This is a genomic window from Streptomyces sp. NPDC058279 (genome assembly GCF_042881255.1).
Lineage (GTDB): Bacteria > Actinomycetota > Actinomycetes > Streptomycetales > Streptomycetaceae > Streptomyces.
The window spans coordinates 825,785-840,411 of sequence record NZ_JBHVYA010000001.1 but is presented as its reverse complement, the minus strand read 5'-3'; the positions used below and the strand labels follow the sequence as shown (position 1 = coordinate 840,411).

Below are 14,627 nucleotides of genomic sequence, written 5' to 3'. Positions count from 1 at the left end.
TAACAATGAGCTATGCTCAGCAGAGTCTCGTCAGAAGGAGGCCCATGCGCCCCAAGGAACCCGAATGGACGCCGTCCAAGGAATCCCTCGACCCGAACCGTCCCGACCCCGCGGAACAGCCCCGCCAGCTACGCCGCATCATGGGGCTGTTCCGGCCCTACCGGGGCCGCCTCGCCGTGGTCGGCGGACTCGTCGCCGCCTCCTCGCTGGTCTCCGTCGCCTCGCCGTTCCTGCTCAAGGAAATCCTCGACGTGGCGATCCCGCAGGGGCGGACGGGCCTGCTGAGCCTGTTGGCCCTCGGCATGATCCTCACCGCCGTGGTCACCAGCGTGTTCGGCGTGCTCCAGACCCTGATCTCCACCACCGTCGGCCAGCGCGTCATGCACGACCTGCGCACCGCCGTCTACGCCCAGCTCCAGCGCATGCCGCTGGCCTTCTTCACCCGCACCCGCACCGGTGAGGTCCAGTCCCGCATAGCCAACGACATCGGCGGCATGCAGGCCACCGTCACCTCCACCGCGACGTCCCTCGTCTCCAACCTCACGGCCGTGATCGCCTCCGTCGTCGCGATGCTCGCGCTCGACTGGCGGCTGACCCTCGTCTCGCTCCTGCTGCTGCCCGTCTTCGTGTGGATCAGCCGGCGGGTCGGGCGCGAGCGCAAGAAGATCACCACCCAGCGGCAGAAGCAGATGGCGGCGATGGCCGCCACCGTCACCGAGTCCCTGTCCGTCAGCGGCATCCTGCTCGGCCGCACCATGGGCCGCGCGGACTCCCTCACCCAGTCCTTCGCGGAGGAATCCGAGAAGCTGGTCGGGCTGGAGGTGCGCTCCAGCATGGCCGGGCGCTGGCGGATGTCCACGATCGGGATCGTCATGGCCGCCATGCCCGCGCTCATCTACTGGGCCGCCGGCATAGCCCTCCAGACCGGTGCGCCCTCGCTCTCCGTGGGCACCCTCGTCGCCTTCGTCACCCTGCAGCAGGGCCTGTTCCGGCCCGCGGTGAGCCTCCTGTCGACCGGCGTGCAGATCCAGACCTCGCTCGCGCTGTTCGCCCGGATCTTCGAGTACCTCGACCTGCCGGTGGAGATCACCGAACGCGAGGACCCGGTACGGATCGACCGCGCGAAGGGCGAGATCCGGCTGGAGGACGTGCACTTCGCGTACGACGTCAAGAGCGGGCCCACGCTCACCGGCATCGACGTCACCGTCCCCGCCGGCGGCTCCCTCGCCGTGGTCGGCCCCACCGGATCAGGCAAGAGCACCCTCAGCTACCTGGTGCCCCGGCTCTACGACGTCACCGACGGACGGGTCGCCCTCGACGGGATCGATGTCCGCGACCTCGACTTCGACTCGCTGGCCCGGTCGATAGGCGTGGTCTCCCAGGAGACCTACCTCTTCCACGCCTCCGTCGCCGACAACCTGCGCTTCGCCAAGCCGGACGCCACCGACGAGGAGATAGTGGAGGCCGCCCGCGCCGCCCAGATCCACGACCACATCGAGTCCCTGCCCGACGGGTACGACACGCTGGTCGGCGAGCGCGGCTACCGGTTCTCCGGAGGGGAGAAGCAGCGGCTGGCCATCGCCCGCACCATCCTGCGCGACCCACCGGTCCTGATCCTCGACGAGGCGACCAGTGCGCTGGACACCCGTACGGAGCACGCCGTGCAGCGGGCCATCGACAAACTGTCCGCCGGCCGCACCACCATCACCATCGCGCACCGGCTTTCCACCGTGCGCGACGCCGATCAGATCGTCGTCCTGGACGCCGGACGGATAGCCGAGCGCGGTACGCACGAGGAACTCCTCGCGGCCGACGGCCGGTACGCCGCCCTCGTCCGCCGGGACCGGGACGCCGAGTCGGCGCCGCCGTCGGCCGACGCCGAGCAGCCGGCCCGTACCCGCACGGCCCGCACGAAGCCGTTGAACGGGAACGCCGCCCACGGCGGCCCGGCGGAGGAAACCGTCCCCGCTCCCATGAACGTCTGACGGTATGACCGGCGAGCCACCGGAACCGCCGCCCGCCAGACAGGCCGTCCCCCCGGCGGACAGGCCCGTCACCCCGACGGACGAACGGGACGGTCACATGCGCGTCACAGGGCGACGACCCCGGTAAGGGCCGGAGCCCCGACCGCTTCACGGGCCAGGAGGCGGCGGATCTCGCGGACGGCCGCGCCGCCCGCCCGGTTGGCCCCGATGGTGGAGGCCGAAGGGCCGTAGCCGATCAGGTGCACGCGCTCGTCACGGACCGCTCGGGTGCCATCGAGCCGGATGCCACCGCCCCGTTCCCGCAGACGCAGGGGAGCCAGGTGATCGATGGCGGCCCGGAAACCGGTGGCCCACAGGATCAGGTCGGCGTCCACGCTCCGCCCGTCGTCCCAGGCGACCCCCGTCGGGGTGATGCGCGCGAACATCGGCCGGCGTTCCAGCACCCCCGAGTCCAGCCCGGCCCGCACGGCGTCGTTCAGCGCCAGTCCGGTCACACTGACCACGCTCTGCGGGGGCAGCCCGCGGCGTACCCGCTCCTCCACCAACGCGACGGCGGCCCGGCCCTCGGTCTCGCCGAAGCGGGAGTCGCGGAAGACCGGCGGGCGGCGGGTCACCCACGTGGTCGCCGCCGCCACCTCGGAGATCTCCAGCAGGTGCTGCACCGCCGACGTGCCCCCGCCCACGACCACCACCCGGGCCCCGGCGAACGCGGCCGGCCCCGGGTAGTCCGCGGTGTGCAGCATCCGACCCCGGAACGTTTCCCGGCCCGGGTAGCGGGGCCAGAACGGCCGGTCCCAGGTGCCGGTGGCGTTGATCAGGGCGCGGGCCGCCCACCGCTCGCCGGACGCCGACTCCACCAGCAGCCGCCCGTCCGTGCCCTCCCGTACCGCCGTGACGTGCACCGGTCGGCGCACGCGCAGCCCGAAGCGCTCCTCGTACGTGGCGAAGTACTCCCCGATGACCTCCGACGACGGCCGCAGCGGGTCGGCGTCGGTCAGCTCCATGCCGGGCAGCGCGTGCATGCCGTGCACCTTGCCGTAGGTGAGGGACGGCCAGCGGAACTGCCAGGCCCCGCCCGGGCGGGGCGCGTGGTCCAGGAGGACGTGGTCGACGCCCGACCGGGCCAGATGGTAGGCGCCGGACAGGCCGGCCTGCCCCGCGCCGATGACCACCACGTCCACCGCCACCGGGTCCCGCTCCACGAAGTCGTTCACGGTTCTACCAACCCCGGACCGCCCCGCACTCTTCCCCACGCCCGACCACGTGGGCGCCGGCCGGGTGGTCAGGCCGCCCGGTGCTCCCCGAGCCATTCGTACGCGGTCTCCACGTCGAACGCGCCCGGCCCGCCGCGGAACATCAGGCCGGCCGAGGCGAAAGCGGGGTGGCCGGCGGCGCCCGCCGCGGAAGGGATCGCCAGGCACTCCATGCCCGCCGCCCGGGCGGCCTCCGCGCCCGGCGCCGCGTCCTCGACCACCACGCAGTCGGCGGGGTCCGCGCCGAGCCGGCGCGCCGCCTCCAGGAACACATCGGGGTCCGGCTTGCCGTGCGCGACCTCCTCGGCGGAGACCACGACGCCCAGCAGGGCCTCCAGACCGGTCCCGGCCAGCACGGTCTCGATCGCCTCGCGCGAGGAGCCGGACGCCACCGCCGTGGGCACGCCGTCGGCGTGCAGCCGCTCCACGAACCTGCGCATCTCGGGGAACGCCTCGGTCCCGGCGCGGGCCGCCCCCGGGTGGGCGCGCGGCCCGTACCGCTCCTCGCGGTTGTCAGGCGTCTCCCGCGTCCCGATGTCGACGAGGGGGGAGTGCTGTTCCCGGGGTTCCCGGTTGGACTCGGGTGCGCCGTGCCGTTCAAGGGCGCGTCGCCCGGACTCGTAGGGGTTCGGCTCGCTGTCCACGAGGGTGCCGTCGAGATCGAATATGACGGAAAGCATCCGTTGTGCCCGTCCTGCCGGTCGTATTCGTGCACGACCATCTTGTCAGGGTTTGCGCGCTTCTCTTCCCACTGCCTCGACCAGCGGGAGCAGCCTGTGCGGCACCCGCTCGCGCAGTGCGACTTCGGTACGGGTGCGGACGACGCCCGGAAGTCGGATGAGCCGCTGGATGACGTCCTCCAGGTGTGCGTTGTCCCGGGCCGCCACCCGCGTCAGCAGATCCCCGCCGCCCGTGATGGAGAACGCCTCGATGATCTCGGGCACCGCCGCCAGGGCGTCGCCCACCTCGTCCAGATGCCCCTGGGTGACTTCGATGTGGACGAATGCCAGCACCGGGTGGCCGAGCGCGGCGGGGGAGAGGACCGGGCCCGTCCCGGTGATCACCCCGGTACGCTCCAGCCGGTCCAGCCGGGCCTGCAGGGTGCCGCGGGCGACGCCCAGCAGCCGGGCGTACTCGCGCACACTGGTGCGCGGCTGCTCGATCAGCAGGCGCAGGATGCGGGTGTCGAGCTCGTCCACCGCCATGCCGCGACTGTACCAACGGCCCGGGCCACCCAGCCGGGCCCGCACGCCCGGGCGGCGCGGGCCGGCGGCACCGCCCGCGAACCGGGCGGCAATCCGTGCGCGCAAGGCGCATCCGAACCCGCCCGACGCACGGAACCCCCTACGGAATGCCGAGCGGAAGCCCGTGCGGAATCCTGAACGGGGGCACGAGAGTCGAGACAGCCATGACGGGAGCGCCATGACGGACGCGCAGGCCACCCACTGCCTGGTCACCGGGGCCACCGGCTACATCGGCGGCCGACTGGTACCCGAGCTCCTCGACGCGGGGCACCGGGTCCGCTGCCTGGCCCGGACTCCCGCAAAACTGCGCGACCACCCCTGGGCCGGACGCGCCGAGGCCGTGCGCGGCGACGTCACCGACCCGGCGTCGGTCGCCGAGGCGATGCGCGGTATCGACGTCGCCTACTACCTCGTGCACTCCCTCGGCTCCGGCTCCGGCTTCGAGGGCCGCGACCGCGAGGCCGCGCGCGTGTTCGCGGAGCAGGCCCGGGCGGCCGGTGTCCGGCGCATCGTCTACCTCGGCGGGCTCACGCCGGAGGGGATCGCGCCGCGGGAACTCTCCCCCCACCTGCGCTCCCGCGCCGAGGTCGGCGAGATCTTCCTCGACTGCGCCGTCCCGGCCACCGTCCTGCGGGCCGCCGTCATCATCGGTTCCGGCTCCGCCTCCTTCGAAATGCTGCGCTACCTCACCGAGCGGCTGCCCGTCATGGTCACGCCCAGCTGGGTCGGTACGCGCTGCCAGCCCATCGCGGTCCGCGACGTGCTGCGCTACCTCGTCGGGAGTGCCGGCATGCCGTCCGAGGTCAACCGGGCCTTCGACATCGGCGGCCCGGACGTGGTCACCTACGAGGACATGATGCGCCGCTACGCGGAGGTCGCGGAGCTCCGCAAACGGCTCATCATGCGGGTGCCGATGCTCACCCCCGGTCTCTCCAGCCACTGGATCGGCCTGGTCACCCCCGTCCCGAGGGCGTTGGCGAGGCCGCTCGCCGAATCCCTCCGGCACGAGGTGGTCTGCCACGAGCACGACATCGCCGCCTACGTCCCCGACCCGCCCGGCGCCCCGCTGCCCTTCGACCGGGCCCTGGTCCTCGCCCTCCAGCGGGTGCGCGAGGCCAAGGTGACCACCCGCTGGTCCTCCGCCGGTGTCCCCGGCGCCCCCAGCGACCCGCTGCCCACCGACCCCGACTGGGCCGGCGGCAGCCTCTACACGGACCGGCGGGAGCTGCCCGTCGACGCGTCCCCCGCCGCGCTGTGGCGGGTAATCGAGGGCATCGGCGGCGACAACGGCTGGTACTCCTTCCCGCTCGCCTGGGCGGTACGGGGCTGGCTCGACCGGCTCGTCGGCGGCGTCGGCATCCGGCGCGGCCGCCGGGACGCGGCCACGCTGCGGGTAGGCGACAGCCTGGACTTCTGGCGGGTGGAGGAGATCGAACCGGGAGCCCTGCTGCGGCTGCGCGCCGAGATGCGGCTGCCCGGCCTGGCCTGGCTGGAGCTGCGCGCCGACCCCGATCCGGCGGACCGCCGACGCTCCCGCTTCCACCAGCGCGCCCTGTTCCACCCGCGCGGGCTGCTCGGCCACTTGTACTGGTGGAGCGTCTCGCCCTTCCACGCCGTGGTGTTCGGCGGGATGGCGCGCAACATCGCCAAGGCCGCCGAACGACTGGAACGCGAGCTGCACCGGGGCGCATCCGTTCCGCCGTCCGCCGCCGAAGTACCCGGCGCAAGCAGCACCTCACAGCCCTGACCCGGAGCGAGAGCCCATGAACGTCGCGGTGGTCCTCTACACCTCAGACCTGCGCGTGCACGACCATCCGCCGCTGCGTGCCGCGCTGTCCTCGTGCGACCGGGTGGTGCCGCTCTTCGTCCGGGACCAGGCCATCGAGGAATCCGGGTTCGGGGCACCCAACCGCCGCGCCTTCCTGGCCGACTGCCTCGCCGGGCTGGACGACGCACTGCGCGAACGCGGCGGGCGCCTGGTGATCCGCTCCGGGGAGGCCGTCCCCGAAGTGCTGGCCCTCGTACGGGAGGCGGACGCCGACGAGGTGCACATGGCGGCCGGGGTGAGCGCGTACGCCCACGCCCGGGAGGAACGGCTGCGCGCCGCCTTGGAAGCGGAAGGCCGCCGGCTGTACGTACACGACATGGTGGTGACGGCCGTGGCCCCCGGCGCCCTGCGGCCCGCCGCCTCCGACCACTTCGCCGTCTTCACCCCCTACCTGCGCCGCTGGACGGAACTGCCCCCGCGTGCCGTCACCGCGGCCCCGCGGGCGCTCCGGGTCCCCGGCTCCCTGCGGTCCGATCCGGTGCCCGAACGCGCGGCCGTCACCGGGATCTCCCCGGGGCTGGCGCGCGGTGGCGAGCGCGAGGGCCGCCGGCTGCTGACCGCGTGGCTGCGCGCCGGCGTCGACGGCTACCACGACGCCCACGACGACCTGGCCGGCGACGCCACCTCCCGGCTCTCTCCCCACCTGCACTTCGGCACCGTGTCGGCCGCCGAGACCGTCCACCGTGCCCGGGCCGTCAAGGGCCCCGGCGCCGAGGCGTTCGTCCGGCAGTTGTGCTGGCGCGACTTCCACCACCAGGTGCTCGCCGCCCGCCCCGACGCGGCCCACCGCGACTACCGGGAGCGCCGAGACCACTGGCGCAGCGGCGGCGACGCGCAGGAGGAGATCCGGGCCTGGAAGGAGGGCCGCACGGGCTACCCCGTCGTCGACGCGGCCATGCGCCAGCTACGCCACGAGGGCTGGATGCACAACCGGGGCCGACTGCTGGCCGCGAGCTTCCTCGCCAAGACGCTGTACGTCGACTGGCGGATCGGTGCGCGCCACTTCCTGGATCTGCTGGTGGACGGCGACCTGGCCAACAACCAACTGAACTGGCAGTGGGTCGCCGGCACGGGCACCGACACCCGGCCCAACCGGGTGCTCAACCCGGTCCGCCAGGGCGTGCGTTACGACCCCGACGGCGCCTATGTGCACCGGTGGGTGCCGGAACTCGCGGGGCTGCCCGCGCCCCGGGTGCACGAACCGTGGCGGCTGCCGGCGGCGGAGCGGGCCCGGTACGACTACCCGGAGCCGGTGGTGGAACTCGCCGACGGGCTCGCGCGTTTTCGGCAGGGGCGGGGGAGCGCGTGAGCCGCTGCCAGAGCTCCCGCGCCCTATGGTGAGCGGGTGGACCCCGTGCCGCCCCGCCAGCCCGTGCAGTGTCCGCACGACCCCGTGCCGTCCCACGGCCCCGTGCCGCCCGATGCCCCCGAGGAACCCCCGGGGCCGCCGCCGCTGCCCGCCGCCGCGCTGAGCACCGGCGCGGTGGCCCGACGCCTGGGGGTCTCGCCGACCACGCTCCGGTCCTGGGAGCGCCGTTACGCCATCGGCCCCGCCCGCCGCGAGCGCGGTCGGCACCGCCGATGGACCCCCGCCGACATCGCCCGACTGGAGTTGATGTGCCGGTTCACGGCGCAGGGCGTGCCCCCGTCCGAGGCCGCCAGGGCCGCGCTCGACGCAGCCGCCGACGGCTCGGGGACGGCCCGCCCGGCGACCGTGACGCCGGGCGGGTCCACCGCCCTTCCGCTCGGGGAGGTGCGGGCGGAGTGCAGAGGGCTCGCACGGGCCGCCGTACGACTGGACGCGCCGGCGGTCGAGCACCTCCTGGACACCGCGTTGGCGCAGTTGGGCCCGGTCGTGGCGTGGGAGGAGGTGATCGCGCCGACCCTGCACGCCGTGGGCCGCAAGTGGGCCTCGGCGGGGGAACGTTACGTCGAGGTGGAGCACCTGCTGTCCTGGCACGTCTCCGGCGCGCTGCGCCGCCTGCGGCCCGCCCCCCGGCGCTACGAGGCGCCTCCCGTGCTCCTGGCCTGCGCCCCCGGGGAACAACACAGCCTGCCCATCGAGGCGTTGGCCGCCGCCCTCGGGGAGCGTGGCCTGCCGGTCCTGATGTTCGGGCCGGCCCTGCCCGCCGAGGCGTTGCGCGAGGCCGTGCGCCGTACGGGCCCGCGTGTCGCCGTCCTCTGGGCCCAGTCGAGCACCACCGCGGACCACGCCCTGGCCCGCGCGGTCGCCGGTATCGCATGGGGGCCGCACGGCGCCCGGGGGCACTCGGCGGTGCTGCCGGCGGGGCCGGGTTGGGGCGCGGGCGTCTCGGGCCCACGCGTCGAGCGGCTGTTCGGACTGCGCTCGGGTCTCGCGGTCATCGAGCGGCTCGTGTCGGCGCCGGATCCCCGAGCGAGTGGCGCAGCACCAGCAGCGCCCGGCGCATGTGGCTCTTGACGGTGCCCAGCGGCAGCCCGGTCCGGGCCGCGATCTGGGACTGGGTCAGGTCGCCGTAGAACGCCAGCCACAGCACGCGTTGCTGGGCCGCGGGCAGTCGGGCCAGTTCGCCGAACACCACCATGCGGTCGAGGGCCTGTTCGGGCTCCGGCGGCGCGTGGGCGGCGGGGGACCGGACGTGTTCGCGCAGCGCGTGGACGGCCGCCGCGGTGACCCGGGTCCGCCGCGTCCTGGCCTCCAGCGCGTCGGCCACCTTGTGACGGGTGATGCCCGTGAGCCACGCCCCGAGGCCGCCCGGACCGGGGCGGTACTGCCGCCGGCCGCGCCAGGCGGCGAGGAACACCTGCTGGGTGACGTCCTCGGCCTCGCGTTCGTCACCCAGGGCGCGGCGGGCGAGGGAGTGCACCAGGGGCCGCCAGCGACGGTAGGCGGCCTCCACGCAGCGCTCGTCACCCGCCGCGAAGCCGGCCGCCAAGCGTGCCTCCCGGGACGGGCCGCCGCCGGGGGTGCGCCCCGCCCGCGCCGGCTCGTGGATCAGGTCGTCCATGAGTCCGAGCGTGGCGAGCCCGGGCGGCCGGGCCAAGTCGCACCGTTTCCGCATCGAATCCCCCACCCGTGGCGTACATGACACGCTCCGGTCACCCCATCGGCGCGACGGACCGTCTAGGGTCCAAGGATGAGCGACTTGTTGCTGGTGAGACACGGTGAGACGGCCTGGAGCGCCACCGGACGGCACACCGGCCTGACCGACGTCCCGCTGACCGCGCACGGCGTCGAGGAAGCCATCTCCCTCGCCCCGTTCTTCCGCGACCGCCACCCCGCCCTGGTGTTGACCAGCCCGCTGCGCCGGGCGGTGGCCACCGCGGAACTCGCCGGGCTCTCGGGCGGAGTCCCCGACGCCGACCTGCACGAATGGGATTACGGCGGCTACGAGGGCATCACCACGGCCGATATCCGGCGGACCCGGCCCGACTGGTCGCTGTGGACCGACGGCGTCCCGCCGGGCGACGCGGAACACCCCGGGGAGAACGCCGAGCAGGTCGGCGCCCGCGCCGACCGCGCGCTGGCCCGGGTGGACAAGGTCCTGCGCGAGGACCGCGGCGACGCCGTCGTCGTCGCCCACGGCCACTTCCTGCGCGTCCTGACGGCGCGCTACCTCGGCCTGGCCCCGCAGGACGGACGCCTGTTCCTGCTGCGCACCGGCACGGTCGGCGTCCTGTCCACGGAACACGGCCTGCCCGTGGTGGCGGGTTGGAACACCCGCCCCTGAGCCGCGCTCCTGAGCCCCGCGCCGCCGCCCGCTCCCGGCGCCGCTCCGCCTCGCGCACCATCCCCCGGTGCCCGAGCATGCGTATATGGCGCAGGACGGTACGGGCGGCGACGGTGACCGGCGGCGCGGCGGCGATGACGACCGGCGGACCGCGGAGGCCGACGCGGGACTCAAGGCCGACGCGATCGGTTTCCTCGACGCACTCGTCATCGGCCTGAACTCCACCTCGCCCGCCTACTCGTTGGCGGCCGTCATCGGCCCGATCGTCGCGGTGGCCGGTATCTACGCACCGGGCGTGATGCTGGCGTCGTTCGTACCGATGCTGCTCATCGCCGCCGCCTTCTACTACCTCAACAAGGTCGACCAGGACTGCGGGACCACCTTCTCCTGGGTGACCCGGGCCATGGGCCCCTGGGCGGGCTGGTTCGGCGGCTGGGCGATCACCATGACCGGCGTCCTCGTCATCGGCTCGCTCGCCGACGTCGCGGTGCGCTTCGGGCTGCTCGCCGCCGGCCTCGACGGCCTCGCCGCGAACGAGGCGGTCCGTCAGGCGCTCGCCGTCGTCGTCATCCTCGCCATGACCGCCGTCTGCGTCATCGGCACCGAGATGTCCGCCCGGGTCCAGGACGTGCTGATCCTGGCCCAGGTGGTGTTCCTCCTGGTCTTCGCCGTGGCCGCCATCTACCGCGTCTACGCAGGCACCAGCGGCCTCGGCGCGGTCAGACCGTCCGTCGAATGGCTCAACCCCTTCGGGGCGGGTGGCGCGGCGCTCACCGGCGGACTGCTGCTCGGCGTGTTCATCTACTGGGGTTGGGAGTCCGCCGTCAACCTGACCGAGGAGGTGGAGGACTCCGCCACCGCGCCCGGCAAGGCGGGCATCTGGTCGACCGTCGTGCTGTTGGTGACCTACCTGGCCGTCGGCTACGCCGTCGTCGCCTACGCCGGGACCGGCTTCCTGGCGCGCAACGCGGGCCAGGAAGAGGCCGTCTTCGCCCTGCTCGCCCACGACGTGATGGGCGGCTGGGACTGGATGGTGCTCCTGGCGGTCTGCACCTCCGCGCTCGCCTCCACCCAGACCACGATCATCCCCGCCTCCCGCACCGCCCTGTCGATGGCCCGCCGGCACGCGCTCCCGCCGTCCCTGTCCCGGATCCACCCCCGCTTCCGGACTCCGGACGTGAGCACGTGGTGGGTGGCCGGCATCGCCATCGGCTGGTACCTCGTCGTCAACCAGATCAGCGAGAACGCGCTCCTCGACTCGTTGACCGCGCTCTCGCTGCTCATCGCCTTCTACTACGCGCTCACCGGGCTGGCCTGCGCCGTGTACTACCGGCGCCACCTGCTGGACAGCTGGCACAACTTCCTGCTCATCGGGCTCGGCCCGGTCGTCGGCGCGGGGCTGCTGACCTGGCTGCTGGTGGAATCCGTGAAGGACATGTCGGACCCGCAGACCTCGGCCGGGGGCGTCTCCTGGCTGGGGATCAGCCCGCCGCTGCTCATCGGCATCGGCATCGCCGGCGTCGGCGTGCTGGTCATGTGCTTCTGGCGGCTCCGGGACGCGCGGTTCTGGCAGGAGCGGCGCGGGGTGGCCGACCCGGCGCTCGTCCCGGGCCGGCACCGCCCGTCGCCCTGAGGGCCGTCCGTGACGCGCGAGGCGCGTCGGAAAGGGAGAGGAGTACACGATGTCGGTGGTCCTGGGGTACGACGAATCGCCCGGCGCGGAGCGGGCCCTGCGGGTCGCCCTGGAGGTCGCCGCCGCCTTCGGCGAGCCCCTCGTCCTCGTCTTCGGCGCGGCCGCGCCGGGCGGCACCGGAGAGGAGTACCGGGCCCACCGGGAGGCCGTCCGGCAGGCGGGCCACAGCGCTCTCGCCCACGCCGTCGCCGCGGCGGACGAGGCGGGCGTCCCCTCGACGGTCGAGGTGGCCGACGAGAAGCCCGCCCAAGCCCTCCTGGACGCGGCCGGACGCCACCGGGCGCGGGTGATCATCGTCGGCACCTGGGGCGACAGCCCCATCCGCGGCGCCCTGCTCGGGTCGACGCCGCACAAGCTGCTGCACCTGTCGCCGGTACCCGTGTTGTGTGTGCCGACCGAGGAACCGGCCTGATCAGGGGTTGCCCGTGGCGGGGTTGCCCGTGGGCGACGGTCACTCGGCGATTTCGGTGCGCTCCCACCACTCGTAGACGGGTACCCGCCCCTGCGGGGCGTCCCGGAACCGGGACGTGGCCCGGAAGTGCTCGTATCCGCCGCGGTGCGCCACCTTCACGTCCTCGCCCGGTGCGGGGGCCGGGACCAGACGCTCCGGAAGGTCGTCCGGGCCGCCCTCGAGGGCCGCTGTGGTCGCCATGGTCGTCATGGGACCAGTCTCGCCACCCGCCGGGCCCGGCGCACTTCGGCGGGCCGCTCCCGGGGCAGGCGGGCAGAATTGAAGAGGCCGCCCGAGCCCGCCGCGCGGGCGCCGGACAGCCAGCTCGCGCTCGGCGCGCGGAAGGGGGTGGTGATGCCACCGGACCGGCAAGGGGGCGGCGAGGCGGACCCCGGTCCCGTACGGGGCGCCGAGGACCTCGGCCCCTTGCGGTCGGAGCCGGGCTCGCTTCTGGAGCACGTGCCGGTCGCCGTCCTCGGCTTCGACGACGAGGACCGGGTCTGCTACTGGGGTCCCGGCGCGCGCAGCCTCTTCGGCCACGAGTCCGGCGCCGTACTGGGCCGCCCCGCGGCCGTGCTCTTCCCCGGCCGCGACCCCGGCGCCGCCGCGCTGCTCGCCGAGCGCGCCCGCGCCCTCGGCTACTGGCGCGTGCGGCTGCCCGCGCTCCACCGGGACGGAACGGTCTTCGACTGCGGCTTCCGCGTCTTCCCGCTCACCGGCAGCACCGGCCGCTCCGTGGTGATGGGCCTGGCGAGCAGAAGCGTCGAGCTGGACCGGGTCAAGACCAACCTGGCCTTCCTCGACGCGCTCTTCGAGACCTGCCCGATCGGCCTGGTCATGCTGGACGAGGAGCTGCGGTACGTCCACCTCAACCAGGCCCTCGCCGACATGGACGGCATCCCCGTGGACGAGCACCTCGGCCGCCGTATGACGGACATCATGATCACCTCCGACGGCGGGGAGTACCAGCGCCTGCTGAAGGCCGTCGCCCAAGAGGGCCGGACCGTGGTGGACACCCTCGTCGGACTGCGCACCCGGGGCCACCCCGACCGTGACCAGGTGCGGTCCGTGAGCCTGTTCCCGCTCAGCGGCGCGGTGGGCACCCGACGTGGCGTCGGCGGCCTCCTGGTGGACGTCACCGACCGCGAACGGGCCATCATGGAGGCCACCGCGGCCCGGCAGCGGCTCGCGCTGCTGGACCGCGCCGCGGCCGGCATCGGCACCACCCTCGACCTCAACGTCACCGCGCGCGAGCTGGTCGAGGCGGTGGTCCCGGAGTTCTGCGACGCCTGCGTGGTGGAACTGGTGCAGTGGATGTACGAGCCGGAGATCTTCGACCCCCGGCTGCCGCTCGTCACCCGCCGGATCGCACAGGGCACCACTCTCCCGCCGCCCGCCGACGAGCTGTTGGCCGGCCTGGAGCGGGTCACGTACCCGCCCGGCTCCAGCATCCACGCCATGCTCGACACCGGCCGCCCGCTCTCGGTCCCGGTGAACGACGACTTCGTGACCAGGACCGTCACCCACCGGGAGCGGGCCCGGTTGCTCCTGGAGAGCGGCCTGGGCTGCATCCTCATCGCCCCGCTGATCGCACGCGGCACCGTCCAGGGCATCACCATGTTCGGGCGCTCCGCGGCCCGGCCGGCCTTTGCCGAGTCGGACCTCGCCCTGGCGTCCGAGTTGGCCTCGCGGGCCGCCCTGTGCCTGGACAACGCCCGCCTCTACGGCCGCGTCCAGGACATCGCGCTCACCCTCCAGCGCGCCCTGCTGCCCAGCGCCCCCGTCGCCGGCCCGCACGCCGACATCGCCCACCGCTACCTCCCCGGCAGCCGGGTCACCGAGGTCGGCGGGGACTGGTACGACGTCATTCCGCTGCCCGGCGACGAGCTGGCCCTGCTCGTCGGGGACGTGATGGGCCACGGCGTCCCGGCCGCCGCCGCGATGGGCCGGCTCCGCATCACGGCCAAGGCGCTCGCCGGGCACACCCCCGACCCCGAGGCCCTGCTCGCGGAACTCGACGCCTGCGCCCAGGAGGCCGGCATCGAACTGGCGACGTGCCTCTACATCCGCTACGACCCCCACACCGGCCACGCCCGCGTCGCCAGCGCCGGGCACCCCCCGCCCCTGCTGCGCCACCCCGACGGCACCGTGGAGCGGATCGGCGACGTGCTGGGCATCCCCCTCGGGGTGGGTGGCGTGCCGTTCCGCTCGACCGCGACGCTGATCCCCGAAGGCGCCGTCGTGGCCCTCTACACCGACGGGCTCGTCGAAGCCCGCGGCCAGGACATCGACGCGGGCATCGACGCCCTGCGCGACCAGCTGCGCGCCCCGGTGGACTGCCTGGAGGAGACGGTGGACCGCATCCTGGCCCGGCTGCTGCCCGACACCGCGACCGACGACACCGTCCTCGTCCTCGCCCGGCTCCGCCGCGCACCCCGCACGGGGCCACAATGAGAAGGGAGA

The 14,627-nt window shown here is 74.1% G+C and carries 13 protein-coding genes; 8 read left to right on the top strand and 5 right to left on the bottom strand.

The genetic code is table 11. The features are described 5' to 3' along the window. The first annotated feature begins 44 nt into the window (after positions 1 to 44). Positions 45 to 1,985 carry an ABC transporter ATP-binding protein gene (locus ACFVXJ_RS04035; RefSeq protein WP_389658165.1) on the top strand — a complete coding sequence of 647 codons (1,941 nt, stop codon included), beginning with the start codon at positions 45 to 47 and terminating at the stop codon, positions 1,983 to 1,985. Between the two features lie 104 nt (positions 1,986 to 2,089). Here the strand turns inward: ACFVXJ_RS04035 and ACFVXJ_RS04030 are convergent, their stop codons facing one another. From ACFVXJ_RS04030 to ACFVXJ_RS04020, 3 genes are all read right to left on the bottom strand, one after another. Further along, entirely contained in the window at positions 2,090 to 3,199 is a 1,110-nt protein-coding gene (locus tag ACFVXJ_RS04030) for an FAD-dependent oxidoreductase (protein WP_389658162.1), read from the bottom strand. Between the two features lie 68 nt (positions 3,200 to 3,267). After that, on the bottom strand, positions 3,268 to 3,918 hold the full coding sequence (locus tag ACFVXJ_RS04025) for an HAD family hydrolase (RefSeq protein ID WP_389658160.1): 651 nt from the start codon (positions 3,916 to 3,918) through the stop codon (positions 3,268 to 3,270). A 45-nt stretch (positions 3,919 to 3,963) separates the two neighbouring features. Then, a complete protein-coding gene (locus tag ACFVXJ_RS04020; RefSeq protein ID WP_389658157.1) occupies positions 3,964 to 4,443 on the bottom strand; it encodes an Lrp/AsnC family transcriptional regulator in 480 nt (159 codons plus the stop codon). A gap of 217 nt (positions 4,444 to 4,660) precedes the next feature. Between ACFVXJ_RS04020 and ACFVXJ_RS04015 the strand changes: the two genes are divergently transcribed. The 3 genes from ACFVXJ_RS04015 (at position 4,661) to ACFVXJ_RS04005 (ending at position 8,750) form a co-directional block, all read left to right on the top strand. After that, positions 4,661 to 6,229, top strand: a complete 1,569-nt coding sequence (locus tag ACFVXJ_RS04015; RefSeq protein WP_389658154.1) for an SDR family oxidoreductase — start codon at positions 4,661 to 4,663, stop codon at positions 6,227 to 6,229. A gap of 16 nt (positions 6,230 to 6,245) precedes the next feature. Next, the gene (locus ACFVXJ_RS04010; protein WP_389658151.1) at positions 6,246 to 7,619 is read left to right on the top strand and encodes a cryptochrome/photolyase family protein; all 1,374 of its coding nucleotides are present in this window, start codon (positions 6,246 to 6,248) and stop codon (positions 7,617 to 7,619) included. Positions 7,620 to 7,721: 102 nt separating this feature from the next. After that, the gene (locus ACFVXJ_RS04005; RefSeq protein WP_389658625.1) at positions 7,722 to 8,750 is read left to right on the top strand and encodes a MerR family transcriptional regulator; all 1,029 of its coding nucleotides are present in this window, start codon (positions 7,722 to 7,724) and stop codon (positions 8,748 to 8,750) included. On the opposite strand, the gene ACFVXJ_RS04000 is transcribed toward ACFVXJ_RS04005, so the two are convergent. Further along, entirely contained in the window at positions 8,671 to 9,297 is a 627-nt protein-coding gene (locus ACFVXJ_RS04000) for an RNA polymerase sigma factor (RefSeq protein WP_389658148.1), read from the bottom strand. The two genes, ACFVXJ_RS04005 and ACFVXJ_RS04000, sit on opposite strands and share 80 nt — an antisense overlap. Positions 9,298 to 9,426: 129 nt before the next feature. On the opposite strand from ACFVXJ_RS04000, the gene ACFVXJ_RS03995 reads away from it, so the two are divergent. The 3 genes from ACFVXJ_RS03995 (at position 9,427) to ACFVXJ_RS03985 (ending at position 12,125) form a co-directional block, all read left to right on the top strand. Further along, positions 9,427 to 10,020 (top strand): histidine phosphatase family protein, encoded by a 594-nt coding sequence (locus ACFVXJ_RS03995; RefSeq protein ID WP_389658145.1) that lies wholly within the window; start codon positions 9,427 to 9,429, stop codon positions 10,018 to 10,020. Positions 10,021 to 10,087: 67 nt separating this feature from the next. Beyond that, a complete protein-coding gene (locus ACFVXJ_RS03990) occupies positions 10,088 to 11,653 on the top strand; it encodes an APC family permease (RefSeq protein WP_389658142.1) in 1,566 nt (521 codons plus the stop codon). A gap of 49 nt (positions 11,654 to 11,702) precedes the next feature. Then, on the top strand, positions 11,703 to 12,125 hold the full coding sequence (locus tag ACFVXJ_RS03985) for a universal stress protein (RefSeq protein WP_389658139.1): 423 nt from the start codon (positions 11,703 to 11,705) through the stop codon (positions 12,123 to 12,125). 39 nt (positions 12,126 to 12,164) lie between these two features. Here the strand turns inward: ACFVXJ_RS03985 and ACFVXJ_RS03980 are convergent, their stop codons facing one another. Beyond that, positions 12,165 to 12,365, bottom strand: a complete 201-nt coding sequence (locus ACFVXJ_RS03980; protein ID WP_389658622.1) for a DUF5988 family protein — start codon at positions 12,363 to 12,365, stop codon at positions 12,165 to 12,167. A gap of 153 nt (positions 12,366 to 12,518) precedes the next feature. On the opposite strand from ACFVXJ_RS03980, the gene ACFVXJ_RS03975 reads away from it, so the two are divergent. Further along, positions 12,519 to 14,618 (top strand): SpoIIE family protein phosphatase, encoded by a 2,100-nt coding sequence (locus ACFVXJ_RS03975; RefSeq protein WP_389658136.1) that lies wholly within the window; start codon positions 12,519 to 12,521, stop codon positions 14,616 to 14,618. The last annotated feature ends 9 nt before the right edge of the window (positions 14,619 to 14,627 follow it).

What these genes read in the sequence shown, in the direction of transcription:
- ACFVXJ_RS04000 (WP_389658148.1), bottom strand. Translation starts at nt 9,297, where the DNA reads ATGGACGACCTGATCCACGAGCCGGCGCGGGCGGGGCGCACCCCCGGC.
- ACFVXJ_RS03985 (WP_389658139.1), top strand. Translation starts at nt 11,703, where the DNA reads ATGTCGGTGGTCCTGGGGTACGACGAATCGCCCGGCGCGGAGCGGGCC.
- ACFVXJ_RS03975 (WP_389658136.1), top strand. Translation starts at nt 12,519, where the DNA reads ATGCCACCGGACCGGCAAGGGGGCGGCGAGGCGGACCCCGGTCCCGTA.
- ACFVXJ_RS04025 (WP_389658160.1), bottom strand. Translation starts at nt 3,918, where the DNA reads ATGCTTTCCGTCATATTCGATCTCGACGGCACCCTCGTGGACAGCGAG.
- ACFVXJ_RS03980 (WP_389658622.1), bottom strand. Translation starts at nt 12,365, where the DNA reads ATGGCGACCACAGCGGCCCTCGAGGGCGGCCCGGACGACCTTCCGGAG.
- ACFVXJ_RS04015 (WP_389658154.1), top strand. Translation starts at nt 4,661, where the DNA reads ATGACGGACGCGCAGGCCACCCACTGCCTGGTCACCGGGGCCACCGGC.
- ACFVXJ_RS04020 (WP_389658157.1), bottom strand. Translation starts at nt 4,443, where the DNA reads ATGGCGGTGGACGAGCTCGACACCCGCATCCTGCGCCTGCTGATCGAG.
- ACFVXJ_RS03995 (WP_389658145.1), top strand. Translation starts at nt 9,427, where the DNA reads ATGAGCGACTTGTTGCTGGTGAGACACGGTGAGACGGCCTGGAGCGCC.
- ACFVXJ_RS04035 (WP_389658165.1), top strand. Translation starts at nt 45, where the DNA reads ATGCGCCCCAAGGAACCCGAATGGACGCCGTCCAAGGAATCCCTCGAC.
- ACFVXJ_RS04010 (WP_389658151.1), top strand. Translation starts at nt 6,246, where the DNA reads ATGAACGTCGCGGTGGTCCTCTACACCTCAGACCTGCGCGTGCACGAC.